Here is a 21,241-nt window from a genome sequence, read left to right on the forward strand (position 1 = left end):
TGATACAACATAGATTAAAGTAAGAAAGCCCCTTTTCACCTCTATGTGACACTTATATAGAGATATTTTTTATTGAATGGCTGATTTGCGGCCCTATATATATGGAAATTTTTATCACCATACTCAAATACAATTCGCAGATAAACTTGATTAATACATGAATCCCTACATACATATATACGACATTAAACATATTTTTAACTAAAAACGGGTACACTGATATAGATACAAATCTAAAATCAAAGAAATATGGTGAGCACCTTGACTAAAAAACAATTTAAACATGGCGTATTATTTTACCATGAACATACCGGGATTAAAGACATCTATAGAGGTCTAGGAGATGTCGCAACATCCTTAACTACATTTTGTAGACATTTATCAATACAACTCAGTGAAAATGAAGGAGATATTATTACCTTCTGCCAAAAAATTAAAGATAAACGTTACAGTGATGATGTTGATATTATCTTTATTTTAGGCGGCGATGGTACGGTCAATGAGTTAGTTAATGGCATTATGAAGAGTGAATTAAATCTTCCTATTGGTATCATTCCAGGAGGCACATTTAATGATTTTGTAAAAACTTTAAATCTTAATCCACGTCATAAAATGGCCAGTCAACAACTGATGAATGCGGAATTAAGACCTTACGATGTCATGAAGATAAATGATGAATATGCACTCAACTTTGTTGGACTTGGATTAATTGTTCAAAATGCTGAAAATGTACAAAATGGTAATAAAGATATCTTTGGTAAGTTAAGTTATGTAGGTTCTACAGTTAAAACGTTACTTAATCCAGAGCATTTTGATTATAAAATTTCAGTTGATAATCAAACCGTAGACGGTAATACTTCAATGCTCGTCGTAGCCAATGGACCTTTTATAGGTGGAAGTCGTATTCCATTAACCGATTTATCACCTAATGATGGTTATTTAAATACGTTCATCTTCAAAGAACAAAGTTCAAGTGTTTTAAATGATGTATTTAAACAACGTGATAGCATGAATTGGAACAAAATGACAGAAGGCATTAAACATTTACCGGCAAAAAAAATAACGATTGAAACAGATCCACAAATGAAGGTGGATATTGATGGAGAAATTAATCTAAAAACACCTTTAGAAATTGAAGTTATCCCAAATGCTATTCAAATCTTGACATTGCCTGAAGCACAAGCAACGAACCAACCAGAAAGTGAATAAATGATATAATGATATGAGATGACTTCACTTACAGTACTCTCTAACTTATAAAATAATGGATTAATTTCATAGCAATAAACAAAAACGAGTCTGGGACATAAATAGATGTCTCAGACTCGTTTCTTATTAAACTAAATGATTTATGTCTCTACCCAATTTTATGACAATGTTTAGATATGATATGCACTATCACCTAGGAAATATTGTTCTACCTCTTTCCAGTTATTAACACGTGTAAATCTATCATCATTAATATTATGTGTAGCCGTATATATAATTGGTGTACCCTTGAAAATACTTAGTTGTCTTGGGTTATCATCAATTAAATAATCTGCATGTACAATATCTTTTCTACCACAAAATACAAAATGCTGTGGATCTAAGAATGGGAAGTACTCTCTTAACCACGCGTATTTATCATGAAATGACGTTGGAACGTCCATTGCTGCAGTTGCGATAAACACATCATAGTGTTCTGTTAATTTTTTAACAACATCTTGCGCATCTGACATCACTTTTAATTTCTTAAAAAAGCCAGGCTCCCTTAAAATTTCAGTTAACAAACCATCATGCTCTGGCATGGCATGTCTCAACTTAATGCCATCTAACATATCAATCGTAATCCCTAAGTCTGTACGTTGATTGACATCTTCAATCAATGCACCTACAGTATCTGCAAGCACTTCGTCCATATCAATCGCAATCTTCTTTTTTGTCATGTCTCACTCTACTCCCTTTTCAATTCATAATCTAAAATAAATAGCACACGATACATCGTCATATAGGCTAAATCTAATAGTTAATATTTATTTAAGTATAGCAAAAACGTTCAACGAAACCAAAATTGCAATAAAATTACAAATTTAGTAACGTAGAACGTTTCGTTCATACACCTTTTATAAAGTAAACTGCGCTAATACTTCACGCATTTTTGCATTTTGTTCTGGGAAACCGATCGTAATTCTTACGCCATTCGGAAATTCTCTTGTTATGCATCCCACATTGAGTAATGCTTCATATAATTCATGTGGTTTGTCCGTCTTAACAAAGACAAAATTAGTTTGGCTTGGGTAAAAGTGATCACTTTGTGATAATTCAAAGAATTTTTCTCTTTCCTCTGCATTACGTTCACGGATAGAAGCTAAGTATTCTTGATCTTCCAACGCAGCTAATGCAGCATATTCAGATAAACGTCCTACGTTAAATGGTGGACGTATGATATTATACTTTTCAATGGCTTCTTTTGCTGCAATTACATAACCAATACGCATGCCTGCTAAGCCATATGCTTTTGAAAATGTACGCAATAAAAATGCGTTTTCAAATTCTTGTTGTAAAGCTAAAGTATCTGGAAAATCTTTGGCTGTAGCGAATTCTACGTATGCTTCATCTACAATCACTGGAATATGACTTGGTACACGTTCCAAGAAATTGCGAAGCGCATCATGTGTAAAATATCTACCAGTCGGATTATTTGGATTACATAACCATACCAGTTTAGTATCATTATCTATTTCTGATAAGATGCCATCCAAATCAAATTCACCGTTTTGTAATGGAACTTGCACCACATTTGCAGATTCTACAATTGCGTTATGATAATATTGGCCAAATGTCATCTCGCTCGTCACAATTTTATCACCAGGCGTCAATACTGCTCTCGAAATCATTAAAATGACTTCATCTAAACCTGCACCAAATAAAATGCGTGCTGGGTCTATATTTAAATGTTTGCTAATTGCCTCTTTGATTAATGGAGAACCTGTTTCTGGATAATATTGCAATTCATCTAAATGTGCTTGAATTGCTTCTTTAACTTTTGGTGACGGACCATATAAATTCTCATTCGATGCTAATTTATGTAATTCGCCTTTAATACCATAATTTTCTTTTAATGCTCTAGGTGATAACCCAGGTTCATATGCTGATAATTGCTCTATTTGTTTCTTCATTGTTGTATCGGTCCTCCTTGAATTTACAGAAATTTCAAAACTTAATAACCATTATAAACCCAATGTTCAACGAAAATCAATGCATCCTTATCATCAAATTAAGTTTAAAATATGAGGCCAGTACATCATTAGATGTCTCAGCCTCATATTTTTGTATACTAATGTTTTATTAAATTGTGTTTTTCTAAATAATCTTTTGCCACTTGATATGGATCTTTATTCTTAACGGTTACATCATAATTCATCTGTTGCATATCTTCATCTGAAATTTTACCTTCTAATTTATTCAGTGGTTTTTTAATTTCTGGATGTTCTTTTAAGTATGATTCCTTAAACATAGGTGCCCCTTGATAAGGTGGGAAGACATGTTTATCATCTTCTAATACAACCATATCATATTCTTTAAGTTCAGCATCTGTTGAATAAGCATCAATCAAATTAATGTCTCCATTTTCAATTGCTTGATAACGTAATTTAGGCTCCATTGTTTTCACGTCACCTAAATCAAGGTCATATGCTTTTTTAACGGCAGGATAACCATCGCCACGATCATTAAATTCTAAAGTAAAGCCAGGTTTAATCTGATCACTTACTTTATTTAAATCACCAATCGTCTTAATATGATGTGCTTCTGCAAAGTCTCTTTTAACTGCTAAAGCATACGTATTGTTGTATTTCATTGGTTTCAGCATTGTCATATCAAATTTATCTTCCAGACTAGATTTTGCTTGTTGATAGACTTGCGCTTCTTTTTTAGATTTTAAATCCTCTTTTGTTAGTTCACCTAGTACCGTACCTGTAAACTCTAAATAGCCATCAATGTCATCCGATTTTAATGCATTAAATAAGAATGATGTTTTTCCCATACCGTCTTTAACTTCTACAGTATCCTCGGTATCTTGTTCAATTAAAATCTTATACATATTCGTAATCACGGATGGCTCAGAACCTAATTTACCTGCTAGAGTCACTTTGTCACCCTTTTGACCTAGCATAGGCGCAATAATCACTAATAATAAAATAATTACAATGACGCCAAGCGAAATAAGTAATTTTTTATATGACATGTTTTGCATATATCTTAAAACTAAATCAAATAGTATAGCTAATAATGCTGCTGGAATGGCACCAATTAGTATTAATGAAGTATCATTTCGGTCGATACCTAACAAGATAAGATCACCTAAACCACCAGCACCTATTAATGCTGCAAGTGTAGCAGTCCCAATAATTAAAACCATCGCTGTTCTAATACCAGCCATAATAACAGGCATAGCAATAGGTAATTCGACTTTCGAAAGACGTCGTCCAGGTTTCATACCTATCCCTTTTGCCGCTTCCACTAGTGATGGATCCACTTCGTTTATACCTGTATATGTATTTCTTAAAATAGGTAATAATGCATATACAACTAACGCAATCACCGCTGGTACTTTACCAATACCGAACAACGGGATCATAAGACCTAATAAAGCAAGAGAAGGTATTGTTTGTAACACTGCAGCAATATTCATAATAACTTCAGACAATTTACGTGTCTTTGTTAAGGCAATACCTAATGGTACACCTATTAAAGCCGCAATCAACAGAGCAATAAATGAAATTTGAATATGTTCAAATATCGTGGTTAATAATTCTCCCCTACGTTGAATGAGTGTATCTATGAAGGCATTCATTCATGATGACCTCCTTTACGTTCCGATAATATTTCAAAAATGTCCTGACGACTTAACACGTGTTGCGTAGCATTTGTAATATCTTGAACGATAATTGCTTCATGACTTGCTAACGCTGAATAGATATCTTTCACGTATTTGTCACTATCGATAACAGGATAACCTGCTTTCACATCTTGCTCATGGATAGGAAGTCCATCAATGATTTCTGATAATTTTAAATCATTAACCGTACGTTGTAATTGATTTCCCATAAATTGTTTCACAAAGTCATTTTTAGGATGATTGATGAATCCTTCTGGCGTATCAATTTGTTCTACATGACCTTTATTTAACAAACAAATTCTATCTCCCAATTTCATTGCTTCTTGAATATCATGTGTCACAAAAATAATCGTTTTCTTGATTTGTTGTTGAAGTTCTAATAAATCATCTTGTAATTTCTCTCGACTAATGGGATCTAACGCACTAAATGGCTCATCCATTAAGATAACTGGTGGATCGGCTGCTAATGCTCGAACAACGCCTACACGTTGTTGTTGACCACCAGATAGCTCATCAGGTTTTCTATTTTTATATGTTTCTGGTTCTAAACCAACCATATCCATGAGTTCTTCAACACGCTGATTCGTTGTTTGTTCATTCCATTTTTTCATCTGTGGTACTTGCGCAATGTTTTCTTTAATTGTCATATGTGGAAATAAAGCAATTTGTTGCAACACATACCCAATATCCCATCTCATTTCATAAACAGGATAGTCACTTATCGGCTTATCATTAAAATAGATGTAACCTTCTGAAAGTGAGATTAATCTATTAATCATCTTTAAAGTTGTCGTCTTACCGCAACCAGATGGCCCAATCAATACAAAAAATTCCCCTTTTTGTATATTGAAACTGATATCATCTACGGCTGTTTTATCCCCATAACGTTTTACTACATTTTTAAATTCTATCACTTTTTCACCTTCACTTTAATATACTCAAATTACAATTATTATAGTTTATTCCCTATTTATATATAATTTATGTATTATTCATCAAAAACTCAAAACAACATTAAACATACATCTTATAAAACTTTTTATAAAAATAGCGAAGTTAATTTTTAACAAAAACTAAATCTATGGCATACATGGTTGCATAGAAATATTAATTATTGTCAAATTAACTTCGCAGTTATGTTGTTCATGATAAGTACACATTTTCATTTATATTATTAAGTATATAGATATATTTTTGAAAATTAAAATGTTTAGCTCATTTAACTTTTAGCTTTGTATGTTTGGATTTTTTCTAAAAACATCGGACAGTAATGCTTTAATTTATAACTTCCTACACCATCAATCAAAATCATCTCTTGTTTAGATTCTGGTTTTCTTTTTGCAAATTCTTCTAATGTGAAATCTGAGAATATGCTGACTGGTGGAATACTTAACGACTCACTTAATTGCTTGCGTACGTTAATTAATTCATCAAACAATGCACGGTCTACACCTTCGACCGTATTGATATTTACTTTCTCTTTCGACTTACGTTTAAATGGTGTTGTATATACATCTACTTGGTTATTCAATAATTCTTTGACTGAATTATCACAAGTTAAAATTTCATCGTGTTCATTTAAAAATCCTTTAAATCTAAGTTCATCAATAAGGTGACTGAGATCAGATGTTGTATAATTTTTCATAATGCCATGTGTTGATAGCTGATGATAATCACAATAGCGAATATAATCTGACTCTTCGCCTCTCAACACCTGAATAATCACACTATAACTTTCTTGTTGTTTCATACGTGCAATACAACTGACAATCATCTTAGCTTCATCCGTCATATTGTACGTTTTATTTTCAACGACACAATTACTACATTGGCCACATTCTTCTAATTTTTCATTTGGCTCAAAATAATGAACAAGCGTCGCTTCCAGACATTTCTTAGTTTTAGTATAAAGTATCATTTTATTAAGCTTTTCACCCATTTTATCTTTGTAATCATCGTCTGCTTTTGATGATGAAATAAAATATTGGTGCAAGCCAATATCACGTTCACTAAATAGCAATATACAATCACTATTTAAACCATCACGTCCTGCACGTCCTGCTTCTTGATAATAAGATTCTAAATCACCTGGCATATTGTAATGGATCACAAAACGAACATTAGATTTGTCAATTCCCATACCAAATGCGTTGGTAGCTACTACAACACGGACACGGTCATAAACAAAATCGTTCTGTGCTGCCTCACGTTCTTTATTAGAAAGCCCAGCGTGGTATATAGTACTATCTACGCCGTTGTTTTCTAAAGCGTCATGTAATTCTTCTACTTGTTTACGCGTTGAACAATAAATAATACCCGCTGCATTTTTATGTTCTTTGACGTACTCCATCACAAATTTCTGACGTTGATAAGTCGGATTTACTTTAAAAACTAAATTACGTCGTTTTGTACTTGTTTTAACCTCATCATGCTTACCAATATTCAAACGTTCCATGATGTCTTTTTGAACTTCTATCGTGGCTGTCGCTGTAAGTGCTACAATCGTAAAATCTTGTGGTAATGCAAACACTTTATGAATAACATCTTGATAACTCGGTCTAAAATCATGACCCCATTTTGAAATACAATGTGCTTCGTCAAATGCAACTAAATGAATAAATAGTTGTTGTAATAATCTTATAAAATAAACATTATCAAAACGTTCCGGTGCAACATATAAAAATTGAATCTCACCTTTTCGAAGTTGGGTCTCAATTTCTTTTTGTTGCTTTTGCGTCAAACTACTATTTAAGTAAGCTGCATGTATACCCATGGCCTTTAATTGATCAACTTGGTCTTTCATCAAAGAAATTAATGGGCTGATGACAATCGTCGTTCCACCCAACATTAATCCTGGTACTTGATAACAAATTGATTTTCCCCCACCAGTTGGTAACACACCTAGCACATTTTGATGGTTCATGACTCTAGTTATGATTTCTTTTTGACCAGGACGATAAGTATCATAGCCAAAATAATGTGATAATGTTGACTCCATGTTATAAAATCCCTCATTGTTCTTTTAGTTCTTCAAGTTCGCTCCATCTTGAGATATCTGTTTCATACTGTTCATTTAATTGCTTTTGTTCTTCATTCAACGCTTTTATCTTAGCGTAATCTGAACTTGCTGCAACCATTTCTTCATCAATCTCTTCTAATCTCTGTTCAGTTGTATCAATACGTTCAATGATAGTTTCATATTCTTTTTGCTCTTTATATGATAAACCTTTTTTCTTTTTCTTCTCATTATTTGTTTTATTTTTTGATTGTTGTTTAGCCTGTTGTTCTATCTTTTGATCTTGCTCTTTTTTATATGCTTCATAATCCTCAAACGTACCGATGATGCGTTCCATTTTTCCGTCATGAATATACCAATATTCCTGAGCGACTTTATTTAAAAAGTATCGATCATGGCTGACAGTGATGACGGCACCACCAAATGTCTCAACATAATCTTCAAGAATTGTAAGTGTCTCTGTATCTAAATCATTTGTTGGTTCATCTAGTAGTAGCACATTCGGTTGATGGACTAATAATTTTAAAAGATATAACCTTTTTTGCTCGCCACCTGATAATTTATAGATTTTTTTACCATGTGTTGCACTTGGAAATAGAAATCTTTCAAGCAATTGCGTTATAGATACGGAAGTGCCATCTTTTTCTTTAGCAACTTCACTTTCTTCTCTTAAATAGTCAATCATCCTGATGTCGCGATCGAGACGCTCTTCTGTTTGTTTAAAATATGCGACCTTAACGGTTTGACCAATTTTAAGATTACCTTCATAACTTTGATCTTCACCGCTCAATATATTCAGTAATGTTGTCTTACCTGCGCCATTTGGCCCCACAATACCTATTTGTTGGCCACTTTGAATGATTTGTGTGATGTCTTCAAATAGCGTTTTATCATTTATCCGTTTGGTTAAATGCTCTAATTCAAACACTTGTTTTCCAAGTCTTGAATATGCCAAATTCAACGATGCTTTATCTTGATGTTGTTGCCCTTTCACATCTTGTTCCAAATCATTAAATCTGTTCTTTCTAGCTTGTTGTTTAGTAGAACGGGCTTTAACTCCAGCACGCATCCATGCGAGTTCTTTTTTATATAAGGATTGTTGCTTAGCTTGTTGTTTTTGTTCTATGACTTCATTTTCAGCACGTTTAGCAATATAAGCTTCATAATTACCTGTATATGTCGTGAGTTTACCGCGATCAAGTTCTATGATGCGTGACGATACTTCATTTAAAAAGTAACGATCATGCGTTACAAACAATACTGTATGCGGATATTGTTTTACATAATTGATTAACCAATTGATAGATTCAAAATCTAAATGGTTGGTAGGTTCATCTAAGAGTAGTAAATCAGGTTGTTCTATTAATGTTTTAGCTAAGCCAACCCTTTTTTGTTGACCACCAGAAAGTGCACTCACTTCTTTCGTCGTGTCATAAATACCTAATTTTGACAGAATCGTTTTAATTTCTGCACTATAATCCCACGCCTGATAATTATCCATCTCTTCTTGTGCATTCATCATTTTTTTGAAATCATCATCGCTTTGTGTTGCAGTATATTGATTTAAAGCTGATTCATATGCACGAATCACTTGTAGTGTTTTCGTTTCTGAAGTTAATACAGCTTCAAATACAGTCATATTACGATCAAATTCTTGCTTTTGCGAAGAATATCTAATGCGATAGGCGTTAGGATGCGAGACTTCAGCATTAAAGTCTTCATCTAATCCAGCTATCACTTTGAGTAGTGTACTTTTTCCTGTACCGTTTATACCTACAAGTCCTATTTTTTCACCTTCAGAAATAGACAATTGCAAATCATCAAAAATGATTTTATCGGCATATGATTTATGTAAATGTTCAATTTTGTATGCTTCCATTGTCCAACATCCTTTTAAATATCGAAAATTATAATTATTTCTGTTAAACTTAATTTCAGTTCTATATATTATACACCTTTTTGAACTCAAATGATACAAAGGAGCGAAGCTTATGTCGGAAAATTTCCAAAACTTACCTCCTTATATCCAAGCATTAATAGCAGGTATTATCACTTGGCTACTAACTGCATTAGGAGCAGCAGCGGTCTTTATTTTTAAAAGAGTAAACGACAAAATATTAAATTCTATGCAAGGGTTTGCTGCAGGTATAATGATTGCAGCAAGTTTTTGGTCTCTTTTACAACCGGCTATTGACTATGGCGAAGGTTCATCAGTACCATGGTTACCCGCTGCTATCGGTTTTCTATTGGGCGGTCTTTTCATTCGTGGATTAGATTTAGTCATCCCACATATACACCCTAACACCCAAGACACAAACCAATACCACGAAGGTGTAGGTACTAAAAAACTCAATAAAAACACGTTACTTGTTTTAGCTATTACACTCCATAACATTCCTGAAGGCCTATCAATCGGTGTCGCATTTGGCGGTATTGTATCTGGTAATGGACAAGCGACATTTTTAGGTGCACTTGGACTCGCAATTGGTATTGGTATTCAGAATATTCCTGAAGGTGCTGCCCTATCTATGCCGATACGTGCTGCAGGAGCCTCAAGATGGAAAGCTTTTAATTATGGACAAGCATCCGCAATCGTTGAACCTATATTTGCAACGATTGGTGCAGCAGCCGTATTAATTATTACACCCATGCTACCATATGCGTTAGCATTTGCTGCAGGTGCAATGATATTCGTTGTGGTTGAAGAACTAATCCCTGATTCCCAAGCCAGTAATAACACTGATCTTGCAACGTTAAGTTTAATGGTTGGTTTCATAATCATGATGATACTTGATGTAGCTCTAGGATAAGAGATAAGGCATACGATCATACCCTATTCAAACTTTATAGGATTTCCAGTAAAAAACGTCAATTTCTATTTTTTATACATAGAAATTGACGTTTTTTTCTTTTATAAAATTTTTAGCACATTGTGACGCATTCCCCATACGTAATCAATGCGTGTACTTATCGATTAGGTTATAAAAATAAGCGCCCGAGACTTTGATGTCTCGAGCGCTTTAATGAAATTATTTTTTCTCTTGTCCTTTTGGACCTGTTTTATATTCATACTCTGATGGTTTAATCTTATCGAAATCTGGGTTGTCATAGAATCTCAATAAATCTCCGTTAAGCACGTCATCACTCATCTGTAAATCTTTTTCAGATTGTTGTTTACGTTTTTCGAAGTCTTTAGGTTTTTCTGTCATAGGTTCATTATTCTTATTATCATAAATTCTGCCATTAACATATTTATAGTCTTTGGTTACAAAGTCACCATTTCTAAATGGTACTGTGTCATTGTGATCTTTAGATAATAAATCTGTACCCATCATGAGATAATTTTTCGTGTCGATACCCATTAAGTGTAAGATCGTAGGCATTACGTCTGCTTGACCTGCATAAGTCTTATCAACGGTACCTTCTTTACCAGGAATCTTCAACCAGAAACCAGTTCGGTTTAAATCGTTGAATTTAGCTGGCGTAATATCTTCGCCTAATAATTTTTCCATCGCTTTGTTATGATTTTCAGAGATACCATAGTGGTCACCGTAAATCATAATAACTGAGTCGTCATATAGACCTTTTTTCTTCAATTCATTTACAAATTCTTCTAATGATTCATCTAAATATCTTGCTGTTTGTATATAACCATCTACCGTTGAGTCACCAGTGTTTGGTTTTTCAATTGATGCGTCTTCAGGAGACACTGTAAATGGATAATGGTTTGTTAACGTAATTAAATGATTGTAGAACGGTTGTTTTTCTTTAGCTAAATAGTCAGCAGATTCTTTAAAGAACTCTTTATCTTTAAGACCTAAGTTTTCAATATTATCTTCAGACATATCATAATATGTCGCATCATAGAATTTATCTATACCAAAGTGTTTGTATACTTGATCACGGTTCCAAAATGTTTTGTAGTCACCATGCATAACACTAGATGTATAACCTTGTTGTTGATCTAATATAGCAGGTAACGATTGGTAAGTATTATCACCTTTTAGAGAATACGCTGACCCTTGAGGTAAGCCGAATAAACTGTTATCCATTGTAAACTCTGAATCCGATGTTTTACCTTGACCAGTTTGATGATAGAAGTTTGGATAGTATCTATAGCCTTCATTACCTGTTGAAAGTTTGTTTAAGAAAGGCGTTACTTCTTCACCGTTCACTTTTTTATTAATTAGGAACGTTTGGAAACTTTCTAAGTGAATTTTAATAATATTTTTCTTCTTAGCTGCACCAAAATATTCTTTATTAGGCTCAGTTTGCTTTTGTTTTGTGTAATTCAATACTTTTGTTAAATCATCTTCGTTTGCCAATGCTTTTTGTTGATTATTTTGTATTGTTTTAACACCATCATAAACAGTGAAGTTATATGGTCCTAAGTACTTAACTAAATATTTATGGTCAAATGTACGCGTTAATAATTCTGGACGATCTGATTCAGCAAACGCTAAGTTCAAGAAGAATAATGCGATTGAAGCAGCCATCACGACTGGAACAAATTTCTTACTGAACACGCGCTTATCAAGCCATTTTTGTTTAAAGATTAAAACGAATAAGTAAATGATTGTATCAATAAAGTATACAAAATCATACCATTTGAATGATGCCGTCACTGCACCACCCATAGATTCAACATTCCCAACTTGATTCAATGTACTAAATGTTAAGAAATCAGAAAAGAATCTGAAGTATACAACATTTGCATATAGTAAGAACGTTAATATAAAGCCACCAATAAAGATGAACCAAAATGCTTTCTTACCTTTGAAAAATAAGAAAATACTTAGTACTAATGCGATTAAACTGTATGGATTCATTAATAAGATTAAGTTTTGAACTAATCCTTTAACACCTAAAGAAAAATCAACATAGTATGAAAAATACGTTTTTAAAGTGACAGTTAATACTGTTAAAATAAAAAACGCAAAAAGAGTCAATTTCTTTTTGTGCAATTTCATGTTTTTATCCCCCGATATAGATTAATAATGGCTGGAATACAATTCAAACCTTGTATAGAATGGCTAAGTTACTTTTTTCAATAAACTTGTTAGCGATGTTGATATCTCTAACTCAGTCTGCGTCCTTATTTGGTTTGTTGATGATACTTCTGGCTAATATTTATTAAAATCTTCAAATCAGATTATAATTTATTAATAATAAAGTCAGTGTATTACTTCATTTTTTAAATTTAATTTTTTAAATATCCATTAAGTTGGCATATTTAAACTATATTGATTTAATTAACGTCGTGTTTTACGAGTCATTTACAAACTTCAATCATTTGTAATGCATTCGTAACAAAACGCACACAGTTCAATTAATAAATATAAAGCAAATCCAGTTGAACATCAAGTAAAAACACACTTTTTTATGTATTTAAGGACTAAATAAATACTTTGTTAACGGCTTATTAAAACGATGTTAACTGGTTATTAATTATTAATATGCCATTTAATTATACGCTGCATATTATGTATATTAATCAGGCTTGAGTCGTATGTCATCATAATTTAATCTTCACTCCAGTGATAGATACTGATATAAATAAAAAAACTGCAATCCAACAAGATACACTTGTTGATTACAGCTCACTAAAGTTTAATTGTTCAATTTCAGTTCAACACTGTTATTTGAGCATTTCTAATTGCATACGATACTCAATACCATGAAATAGTTGATTCAACCAATTTGTGTATTTAATTAAATTTTTCTCCGCGCTTTCTACATCGATAAATTGGAACTTCAATTTAGTACCTTGATGCTTTTGTCCTAATTTAGTTAAATGATAGCTTGCAATTGTACCAATTTGGGGGTAACTACCCAGTGTATAATGATCGTTCAGTAAAATAATGGGTGTGCCATCTCTTTTAACTTGTATCGTGCCAATTTGTACTGATTGATGCGCAGGCATATCTTCATAGAAAGCTTTTACTGGTTTACCTTCTACATACATGCCGACCCTGTTCGCTTTACTCGTCACTTTATATTCACCAGATGTAAATCGACTTAATGCTTTTTGTTCAAAGTCTTCTGTGCCTTTATTTTTAATAACATGGAACACATCAGACATATAATTAAAGGACAATGCGTAGCCATCAATTCCCCAGTCAGTTTGATGTGTTTCTTCTAAATTCTCAAAAAGTTTATGATGACGCTCGGTATAATCACGTTTCATATTGATTTCGTCACCTTTTTTTAAACTTCGTCCATGGAAACCACCGATATTCGATTTAAAATCTGTTGATGTTGAACCTAACCATTCATCTAACTCGAAACCGCCACCTATTGCCAAATACACCCGAGATGTATGCTTCGTTTCAGTAAATGCTAGGACGTCACCTTTTTCCATTAAATATAATTTGTTTGGCAAGACTTTCATATGTGCTGTCTCAGCTTTAAAGCTGCCACCACTCATAGCAATTAATGTAGGCTCCGTAAAACGAAAGCTTGCCATTCTATTTGTCATTTCCAATGTAGCTTCATGTTTATCATTGGCTACTAATCTATTTGCTATTTCATGGGAAAGCGGATCTAAGGCACCACCTGGAATCACACCGTCATGTTCATAGCCTTTTCGTCCAAAATCTTGAAAACTAGAAAATAACCCTTCGCCTTCTATTATGATTGACATGGTTCAAAGCCTCCTAAATCCAGCGATTCCTCTGTCGTTGCTTGAAATACAACATTATCACCAAGCTTAAGTTTGGTGAAATCTTCTAATTCTGGATTAAATAATTTTACAGGTGTATAACCGATCACTAACCAGTCACCATAAGTATCTGTCGTCGTAATCCCCGTCTTTTTGCCTTCGATAATAACTGATCCTGCAGGTATGAAGGTTTTATTACCTCCAGTATGATTGACGAATAAACGTTTAGACATGCCAGTCAAATAAGGGAACCCTGGTGTATAGCCCATCATAGAAACAAAATATGTTGGTTGCGTATGTAATTTTACAAATTTTTCAAAGTCCAATTTATAATGTGCTAATAAAGCGTCTAAATCCGGACCATATTCTCCTCCATAAATAACTGGTATTTCTATTGAAGGTGCGGGCGCGTCTTCATGTTTAATCTCTAATTGTATAGTTTGCATCAATGCTTTCATATATAAGAATGGAGACTGTATATGGTGGTGCTTGATCATGTCACGTGCATCATAACAAATCATCATATCTGATTCCGTCGGCACAATTTCAGTAATAAATGGATATTGTTTATCTGCTAAATACTTTTTCAAAGCTAATAAATCTTCAGTTAAATCTTTAGAGACCTCTTTTTCTATAGAAACCACAATAGCTTGGTCCCCTTGACTATATATTTTCATAGGCTCACCTCATAATTTGTTACTATCGATAAAATACATCTAATGCTTGTGCCAGATAATGTACGATTGCTTTCATCAAAAAAAAGACAATAATAAACTGAATGATACATGATGTCGTAATGACCAACTTAGTTAAGTAAATGCTTTGTCGTTGTGTTAATAAATGTACTACCCATTTGGTAATGACAGAAATTATAATAATTACTAGTATCCAAGCTAGTATCATCATTTTGCTTCACTCACATTCTACTGTTATTTTGCCCTTATTTTATTTACTCAATTCATGATTAAACCACTTTATGATTTTATTTACTACACCATGTTTATACTTTTTATATTCTATAGATAAATTTCTACGTCGGCAACCTCTCTCAAACTATTTATCAGAAAAAGGGATACCTTGCCTTGCGCAACTTTTTCCTTTAATTCGTTTAAATAAAAGTTTTTTTCTAGCAATGCGCCATTGTCGATCATCTCTTGTCGCTTACAACCGAGTAAAAAATCCGCTTCATAAACAGGTGTAAAAAGTTGATTATTTTCTTTAATAGCTACATTCCCAATATCAAATTCTAATATTTTACCCTTTTCATCATAAAGTAGTATAAGGTCTGTCTCATGCATGTGCGCTAAGTGGTCTCTTTGCGTTGTTTTGTTGATTACTACTGATCTAGGTATATGATTTTGTAATTGTTGAAATTTTGCTGTAAATGCCTTTTTATCTGATAAATCTGCAACGACATGTTGCATTGTGCCATCTGGATTTAGAATAAGTTTCGTTCTAAAATGTCCTACTGGATGTTTTTCAATGATGGTATTGATCTCATTTTGCCATAAATCACCATCAAACTTGAATCCTAATCGTGCTGCTGACCGCTCCATTCGTGCTTTATGATAAGACAATCTTGGTAATTTACCTGCTTCCATACGCAAAGTTTCAAATAGCTGCATTATAATCTCTCCAGTATTTTTGTTTTATCTTTAAATTCTTGCACTTCATTTTCAGGTATAGAATCAATAGTAATCCCTGAACCCACTCCATAAATTGCTTCATCATTTAAGTATTGTATTGTGCGAATTGGCACATTGAAAATAGATTTACCCTCCGGCAATAATAAGCCTATTGTGCCACAATAAGCATGTCTCGGTGTCTGTTCTAAATCTTTAATATATTGCATCGTATTCAATTTAGGTGCACCGGTAATTGAACCACATGGGAATAAAGCAGTTAATACATCTATTAAATCTGTCTTGCTACTAAGTTCACTTGTTACCATTGAAGTCATTTGAAAAACGGTGCTATACGTTTCGATATGAAAAGGTTTATAGACCTTTACGGTTCCAGTCTTTGCAATTCGACTCATATCATTACGTAATAAATCTACAATCATCACGTTCTCCGCTCTATCTTTTGCTGATTGTGCCAGTGTCATTTGGTTAAGTTGGTCTTCTGCTTTCGTTTTACCTCGTGCGATTGTCCCTTTCATTGGTTTACTTAATAGTACATCTGCTTTGTTTTTAAAAGGTCCTCGTTGGAAAAATAATTCGGGTGACATAGAGGCAATTTGTATTTCTTCTGTGTCTATAAGTGCAGCATAAAAACCATGATTTTGTTGTAATAACGTATAATATAAATCTGCAATGGGTTGTCGTATTTGATCTGTTAAACGTGTTGTGTAGTTTACTTGATATGTATTGCCTTCAATAATCGCCGATTGAATCATTTTAATATGTTCTACCAGTTGAGACGATGGGTGTTTAAATTTAAAATTACATTTCTGTTGCGGTGGTTGTTTGTCATTTTGTTTTTCAGCATCCGTAGCTTGATCAAACGCATAAGCTGCTGCATATATATACGCATCTTCAATTTTCACTGTAGACATTTGAGAATTAAAATACGGTGCCGCTTCATAGGCTATATAAAGCGCAACATAATAACCTGCTTTTTGCTTAGCTTCTGCAAAAGAAATCACTTCCCCAACCGTTTCAATGTTCGGAGCTACTTTTTTATCTGTACACTGTGTGAGTAAATATTGATGCATTTCATGATTTTCTTCATCTAATGTATAACGATAATTAAAGTGTATTTGCATGATACGCCTCCACTATATTTATAAATGTTTGTATTTGTGTTAACCCATGTTCACTTAGGATTGATTCAGGATGATATTGAACGCCATATATAGGTAATACTTTATGTTCTAATCCCATAATAATATTGTCTTCATTGATTGCAGTAATTTCTAATGTATTCGGAAAAGTTTGTGCATGTGCTTTTAAAGAATGATAGCGCATAACTTTAAAAGTTTCCGGTAATTGATGAAATAGACCTTTGCCACTATGTCGAATTTGAGTAGTATGCCCATGAATCGGTTTATCACTTTTGATAATATCGCCACCAAAATAAGTCACAATTTGTTGGAAGCCAAGGCAAACACCTAGTATGGGCATTGCTTCAGAGAATGTTTTAATAACCTCATTTAATAATGGATAATCTCTGGGCGCACCTGGCCCCGGAGAAATAATAATTGCTTTAGGTGCTAGCTCATATATTTTATTTACTGTTAAATACGTAACGTCTATCACTTCGATTAAGCCACGATAACTTTGTTTTACATAGTCTACAATGTTATAAGTAAACGAATCTTTATTATCAATAATTAATATCATGTTGTCGCCTCTTTTTAAAAATGTTCAATAGTCTGTTATACTTATTATCACAAATATTAGCTTGATTTTACAGTTTAAATATATTATTCTGAATCACGTTATAAATGAATATAAAGAGGTTCCTAGCTGATACCCTCTATAAAAAACTAGACACATGTACAACGTCTGTCTTTTTTATAGAGATAGGCGTTTTTTTATGCGCTTATCTAAACCCTGTACCAGTTAGTTCGACTATTTTTAAGGAGTGCAAGACAAATGTCAGAACAAACATTAGACAATAACAAAGCCATCGTCGTATTTAGTGGTGGTCAAGATAGTACGACGTGCTTATTTTGGGCAAAAAAACATTTTGAGTCGGTAGAACTTGTCACATTCGCATATGGCCAAAGACATGACACCGAAATTGAAGTCGCAAAGCAAATTGCAGATGAACAAGGTGTGAAGCATCATCTACTTGATATGTCATTACTTTCACAACTTACACCCAATGCATTAACGCAACACGACTTAGACATCGAGGTTGGTGATGATGGTATTCCAAATACCTTTGTACCTGCAAGAAATTTATTATTCCTTTCATTTGCTGGTGCATTAGCTTACCAAACCAATGCCAAACATATTATTACCGGCGTTTGCGAAACTGACTTTTCAGGATATCCAGACTGTAGAGATAGCTTTGTTAAATCAATGAATGTCACATTATCACTTTCTATGGATAAAGACTTCGTCATTCATACACCATTAATGTGGTTAGATAAAAAAGCCACATGGGCTTTAAGCGATGATTTAGGCGTTTTAGATTATATCCGTTACAATACGTTAACTTGTTATAACGGCGTCATTGGAGATGGCTGTGGAGAATGTCCAGCTTGTCAATTAAGAGCAAATGGTTTAAATGCTTATCTAGCGGAAAAAGGAGTGGACTAATATGTTCCAACAAAATTATCCAAGCGTACAACATCCCTATAGCTTCGAACTAAATAAAGACTTTAATTTTTCTGCCGCACATTACATACCAAGTGAGGATGCAGGAAAATGCATGCGTACACATGGTCACACATACTTTGTAAATTTAACAATTGCTGGTGACACTTTAGATCACAATGGTTTCTTAGTGAATTTTAGTGAATTGAAACAATTGGTTCATGGCCAATTTGATCATTATTTACTTAATGATTTACCGCAATTTGAAGGCAAAAGCCCTTCTACCGAAATCGTTGCCCAAACTATTTATGAAATGGTTCAAACTTCGTTGAATCAACGTGACAACCAACCTAAATGTTTACAGGTCTATGTCAGAGAAACGCCTACCAGTTATGTTGTTTATCGACCAAAGGAGACAAAACATGAGTAAAATACCCGTTTTAGAAATATTTGGCCCAACTATTCAAGGTGAAGGACGCGTGATAGGTAGAAAGACCATGTTTGTGCGTACAGCAGGGTGTGATTATCGTTGTAGTTGGTGCGATTCAAGTTTCACTTGGGACGGTAGTGCTAAAGAAGATATTAGAATGATGTCAGCTGAAGAAATATATGACCAACTTTATCATATTGCTGGCGATTCATTTAATCATGTCACTATATCTGGTGGAAATCCTGCTTTAATTAAAGGCATTCAACAATTAGTAGATTTATTTGATGACAAAGGGATTCAAAGTGCTTTAGAAACACAAGGTAGCAAATTCCAACCATGGATGACTCAAATTGATGACTTAACTATTAGCCCCAAACCACCAAGTTCAAAAATGAAACCTAATCTCCCTATTCTAGATGAAGTCATCGAGCAATGTGTGCCGGAATCATTGAACTTGAAAGTTGTAATCTTTGATGACGAAGACTACCAATTCGCTAAGATGATTCATCATCGTTATCCTACTGTGCCTTTCTATTTACAGGTCGGAAATCCCTATTTAGATGGCGAGCATGTAGAAGCTCACACTGAAAAATTATTATCATTATATGAAACATTGGTAGACCGTGTGATGGTGAGTAGTGATATGAATAATGTATATGTATTACCTCAATTACACACACTGCTTTGGAGTAACAAAAAAGGTGTTTAAATTGAGTATTGAATGCGATCCGTTGTATAATGCTCTTTGTCTATATAACGAATCGCTTTTTTTGTGATGCAAATATTATATAGTGGATTATCACTGTAGACATCATTTCATTCATTTATATCAAGTTATTCTTATTCAAACTATATTGGATAATTTTTAATTAAAGACACGAAATTAAATGATTAACTTTAACTTAATTGATATAATGTTTCAATGAAGTATCTAGGTTAGGAGAGCATCATGCCGATTAATATCATTATAAATATCGCTGCGATATGCATCATACTTGGTATTGATTTATATCGTCAGAATTTTAAACAACTAAAGTTTAGCTCTATACTAATAGCAATCTGTCTCAACAGTATTATTAATATATTTCTAGTTGGAGAATATGATTACATCGTATTTTATACATGTGGTCAACTAATAATTTGGACATTATTACAATTATATCTAGACCGAAAAGTAGCTGCTTTCAAGGTAACAGACCAAAAATTTATCGCAGTTGTACTCACAATCATTTTGAGTACTTCACTCATTCTTACATATAGTACGAGTCATGATTCTTATTACATGTCTATCCCTTATTTAGCGCCAGCTATTTTCCTTATTGGAGCAATTTTACTATTTTATAGTACCTTTCAGCCAAAAGAAAAAGAACAACTTAAACCTATGAATCGGATTAAGCGCCCTATCTTTGTCGGGCAATTATTGATTATACTTTCCTTTACGATAATGACCTTATTAACACCTTATTGGTATGCTTTCATCATAATTCATTTACTATTTATCGGGTTTTTATTATGGCAGAATATATTTTTTTCTAATAAATGATTAAGATATTATATTTTGTGGTATATGATAACAGTTAATTAAGTTTTTATTAAAGGAGGTAAATCATTATGGGCTTTATTCTTATGTTAATTGTCGGTGGTTTAATCGGCTGGATTGCTGGTGGTATCGTCGGTAAAGATATTCCAGGTGGTATTTTAGGTAATATTATTGCTGGTATCGTTGGTTCAGCATTAGGTTCTTGGCTACTTGGAGATTGGGGTTGGCACTTAGGTGGCATCGCTGTGTTCCCAGCACTTATCGGTACAATTATCTTAGTAGCAGTTGTATCATTTATTTTTGGTAAATTACGTAAAAAATAATCGCAATTTTTAAAAGCCAATTTCGAATAATTGAAATTGGCTTTTTTTCTATGTCTTTGTAGACCATTTATCATAATATTATTAGTCCTAATTGCACTTTATATAAATAAAAAAGCGATAC

General features: G+C 33.3%; 20 protein-coding genes. 7 read left to right on the forward strand and 13 right to left on the reverse strand.

Features of this window, described 5'->3' with window-relative positions:
- Nucleotides 1-249 precede the first annotated feature (249 nt).
- Nucleotides 250-1,209, forward strand: coding sequence for a diacylglycerol/lipid kinase family protein (locus L987_RS02275; RefSeq protein ID WP_041784836.1), 960 nt, complete (start codon nt 250-252; stop codon nt 1,207-1,209).
- A 170-nt stretch (nt 1,210-1,379) separates the two neighbouring features.
- On the opposite strand, the gene L987_RS02280 is transcribed toward L987_RS02275, so the two are convergent.
- The 6 genes from L987_RS02280 to L987_RS02305 form a co-directional block, all read right to left on the reverse strand.
- A complete protein-coding gene (locus L987_RS02280) occupies nt 1,380-1,928 on the reverse strand; it encodes a 5' nucleotidase, NT5C type (RefSeq protein ID WP_002483937.1) in 549 nt (182 codons plus the stop codon).
- 177 nt (nt 1,929-2,105) lie between these two features.
- A complete protein-coding gene (hisC, locus tag L987_RS02285) occupies nt 2,106-3,161 on the reverse strand; it encodes a histidinol-phosphate transaminase (RefSeq protein WP_011303654.1) in 1,056 nt (351 codons plus the stop codon).
- Nucleotides 3,162-3,319: 158 nt separating this feature from the next.
- Nucleotides 3,320-4,837: an ABC transporter permease/substrate-binding protein gene (locus tag L987_RS02290; protein WP_002483939.1), complete on the reverse strand. Its 1,518-nt coding sequence runs from the start codon at nt 4,835-4,837 to the stop codon at nt 3,320-3,322.
- Entirely contained in the window at nt 4,834-5,796 is a 963-nt protein-coding gene (locus tag L987_RS02295) for an ABC transporter ATP-binding protein (RefSeq protein WP_011303655.1), read from the reverse strand. Before L987_RS02295 ends, L987_RS02290 begins: the two co-directional genes overlap by 4 nt.
- Nucleotides 5,797-6,101: 305 nt before the next feature.
- Complete coding sequence (gene recQ, locus L987_RS02300; protein WP_047502733.1) at nt 6,102-7,880, reverse strand: DNA helicase RecQ; 1,779 nt, start codon at nt 7,878-7,880, stop codon at nt 6,102-6,104.
- 13 nt (nt 7,881-7,893) lie between these two features.
- Nucleotides 7,894-9,777 carry an ABC-F family ATP-binding cassette domain-containing protein gene (locus tag L987_RS02305; protein ID WP_011303657.1) on the reverse strand — a complete coding sequence of 628 codons (1,884 nt, stop codon included), beginning with the start codon at nt 9,775-9,777 and terminating at the stop codon, nt 7,894-7,896.
- Between the two features lie 112 nt (nt 9,778-9,889).
- On the opposite strand from L987_RS02305, the gene L987_RS02310 reads away from it, so the two are divergent.
- Complete coding sequence (locus tag L987_RS02310; protein ID WP_011303658.1) at nt 9,890-10,708, forward strand: ZIP family metal transporter; 819 nt, start codon at nt 9,890-9,892, stop codon at nt 10,706-10,708.
- Nucleotides 10,709-10,927: 219 nt separating this feature from the next.
- Here the strand turns inward: L987_RS02310 and ltaS are convergent, their stop codons facing one another.
- The 7 genes from ltaS to L987_RS02340 form a co-directional block, all read right to left on the reverse strand.
- The gene (ltaS, locus tag L987_RS02315; protein WP_047502736.1) at nt 10,928-12,868 is read right to left on the reverse strand and encodes a polyglycerol-phosphate lipoteichoic acid synthase LtaS; all 1,941 of its coding nucleotides are present in this window, start codon (nt 12,866-12,868) and stop codon (nt 10,928-10,930) included.
- 668 nt (nt 12,869-13,536) lie between these two features.
- Entirely contained in the window at nt 13,537-14,541 is a 1,005-nt protein-coding gene (locus tag L987_RS02320; RefSeq protein ID WP_002483945.1) for a biotin-dependent carboxyltransferase family protein, read from the reverse strand.
- On the reverse strand, nt 14,529-15,236 hold the full coding sequence (pxpB, locus tag L987_RS02325; RefSeq protein ID WP_011303660.1) for a 5-oxoprolinase subunit PxpB: 708 nt from the start codon (nt 15,234-15,236) through the stop codon (nt 14,529-14,531). Before pxpB ends, L987_RS02320 begins: the two co-directional genes overlap by 13 nt.
- Before the next feature lie 22 nt (nt 15,237-15,258).
- The gene (locus tag L987_RS14010) at nt 15,259-15,465 is read right to left on the reverse strand and encodes a hypothetical protein (RefSeq protein WP_011303661.1); all 207 of its coding nucleotides are present in this window, start codon (nt 15,463-15,465) and stop codon (nt 15,259-15,261) included.
- Between the two features lie 110 nt (nt 15,466-15,575).
- Nucleotides 15,576-16,184, reverse strand: a complete 609-nt coding sequence (locus tag L987_RS02330) for an aminotransferase class IV (RefSeq protein WP_011303662.1) — start codon at nt 16,182-16,184, stop codon at nt 15,576-15,578.
- Entirely contained in the window at nt 16,184-17,326 is a 1,143-nt protein-coding gene (gene pabB / locus L987_RS02335; protein WP_011303663.1) for an aminodeoxychorismate synthase component I, read from the reverse strand. Before pabB ends, L987_RS02330 begins: the two co-directional genes overlap by 1 nt.
- Nucleotides 17,310-17,903, reverse strand: a complete 594-nt coding sequence (locus tag L987_RS02340; RefSeq protein ID WP_011303664.1) for an anthranilate synthase component II — start codon at nt 17,901-17,903, stop codon at nt 17,310-17,312. The genes pabB and L987_RS02340 overlap by 17 nt, the downstream gene beginning before the upstream one ends.
- 255 nt (nt 17,904-18,158) lie before the next feature.
- Between L987_RS02340 and queC the strand changes: the two genes are divergently transcribed.
- The 5 genes from queC (at nt 18,159) to L987_RS02365 (ending at nt 21,120) form a co-directional block, all read left to right on the forward strand.
- A complete protein-coding gene (queC, locus tag L987_RS02345) occupies nt 18,159-18,830 on the forward strand; it encodes a 7-cyano-7-deazaguanine synthase QueC (RefSeq protein ID WP_002483950.1) in 672 nt (223 codons plus the stop codon).
- A 1-nt stretch (nt 18,831) separates the two neighbouring features.
- Nucleotides 18,832-19,257 (forward strand): 6-carboxytetrahydropterin synthase QueD, encoded by a 426-nt coding sequence (gene queD / locus L987_RS02350; protein ID WP_011303665.1) that lies wholly within the window; start codon nt 18,832-18,834, stop codon nt 19,255-19,257.
- The gene (gene queE / locus L987_RS02355; protein ID WP_002483952.1) at nt 19,250-19,966 is read left to right on the forward strand and encodes a 7-carboxy-7-deazaguanine synthase QueE; all 717 of its coding nucleotides are present in this window, start codon (nt 19,250-19,252) and stop codon (nt 19,964-19,966) included. Before queD ends, queE begins: the two co-directional genes overlap by 8 nt.
- A 240-nt stretch (nt 19,967-20,206) precedes the next feature.
- The gene (locus L987_RS02360) at nt 20,207-20,800 is read left to right on the forward strand and encodes a hypothetical protein (protein WP_011303666.1); all 594 of its coding nucleotides are present in this window, start codon (nt 20,207-20,209) and stop codon (nt 20,798-20,800) included.
- Between the two features lie 68 nt (nt 20,801-20,868).
- On the forward strand, nt 20,869-21,120 hold the full coding sequence (locus L987_RS02365) for a GlsB/YeaQ/YmgE family stress response membrane protein (protein WP_002483954.1): 252 nt from the start codon (nt 20,869-20,871) through the stop codon (nt 21,118-21,120).
- Nucleotides 21,121-21,241: the final 121 nt, after the last annotated feature.

Origin of the sequence: Staphylococcus sp. ZWU0021 (assembly GCF_000798895.1) — a bacterium.
GTDB lineage: Bacteria > Bacillota > Bacilli > Staphylococcales > Staphylococcaceae > Staphylococcus > Staphylococcus saprophyticus.

Coding starts and splice junctions, on each gene's coding strand:
- L987_RS02275 (WP_041784836.1), top strand. CDS start 250: ATGGTGAGCACCTTGACTAAAAAACAATTTAAACATGGCGTATTATTT.
- L987_RS02280 (WP_002483937.1), bottom strand. CDS start 1,928: ATGACAAAAAAGAAGATTGCGATTGATATGGACGAAGTGCTTGCAGAT.
- hisC (WP_011303654.1), bottom strand. CDS start 3,161: ATGAAGAAACAAATAGAGCAATTATCAGCATATGAACCTGGGTTATCA.
- L987_RS02290 (WP_002483939.1), bottom strand. CDS start 4,837: ATGAATGCCTTCATAGATACACTCATTCAACGTAGGGGAGAATTATTA.
- recQ (WP_047502733.1), bottom strand. CDS start 7,880: ATGGAGTCAACATTATCACATTATTTTGGCTATGATACTTATCGTCCT.
- L987_RS02305 (WP_011303657.1), bottom strand. CDS start 9,777: ATGGAAGCATACAAAATTGAACATTTACATAAATCATATGCCGATAAA.
- L987_RS02310 (WP_011303658.1), top strand. CDS start 9,890: ATGTCGGAAAATTTCCAAAACTTACCTCCTTATATCCAAGCATTAATA.
- ltaS (WP_047502736.1), bottom strand. CDS start 12,868: ATGAAATTGCACAAAAAGAAATTGACTCTTTTTGCGTTTTTTATTTTA.
- L987_RS02320 (WP_002483945.1), bottom strand. CDS start 14,541: ATGTCAATCATAATAGAAGGCGAAGGGTTATTTTCTAGTTTTCAAGAT.
- pxpB (WP_011303660.1), bottom strand. CDS start 15,236: ATGAAAATATATAGTCAAGGGGACCAAGCTATTGTGGTTTCTATAGAA.
- L987_RS14010 (WP_011303661.1), bottom strand. CDS start 15,465: ATGATGATACTAGCTTGGATACTAGTAATTATTATAATTTCTGTCATT.
- L987_RS02330 (WP_011303662.1), bottom strand. CDS start 16,184: ATGCAGCTATTTGAAACTTTGCGTATGGAAGCAGGTAAATTACCAAGA.
- pabB (WP_011303663.1), bottom strand. CDS start 17,326: ATGCAAATACACTTTAATTATCGTTATACATTAGATGAAGAAAATCAT.
- L987_RS02340 (WP_011303664.1), bottom strand. CDS start 17,903: ATGATATTAATTATTGATAATAAAGATTCGTTTACTTATAACATTGTA.
- queC (WP_002483950.1), top strand. CDS start 18,159: ATGTCAGAACAAACATTAGACAATAACAAAGCCATCGTCGTATTTAGT.
- queD (WP_011303665.1), top strand. CDS start 18,832: ATGTTCCAACAAAATTATCCAAGCGTACAACATCCCTATAGCTTCGAA.
- queE (WP_002483952.1), top strand. CDS start 19,250: ATGAGTAAAATACCCGTTTTAGAAATATTTGGCCCAACTATTCAAGGT.
- L987_RS02360 (WP_011303666.1), top strand. CDS start 20,207: ATGCCGATTAATATCATTATAAATATCGCTGCGATATGCATCATACTT.
- L987_RS02365 (WP_002483954.1), top strand. CDS start 20,869: ATGGGCTTTATTCTTATGTTAATTGTCGGTGGTTTAATCGGCTGGATT.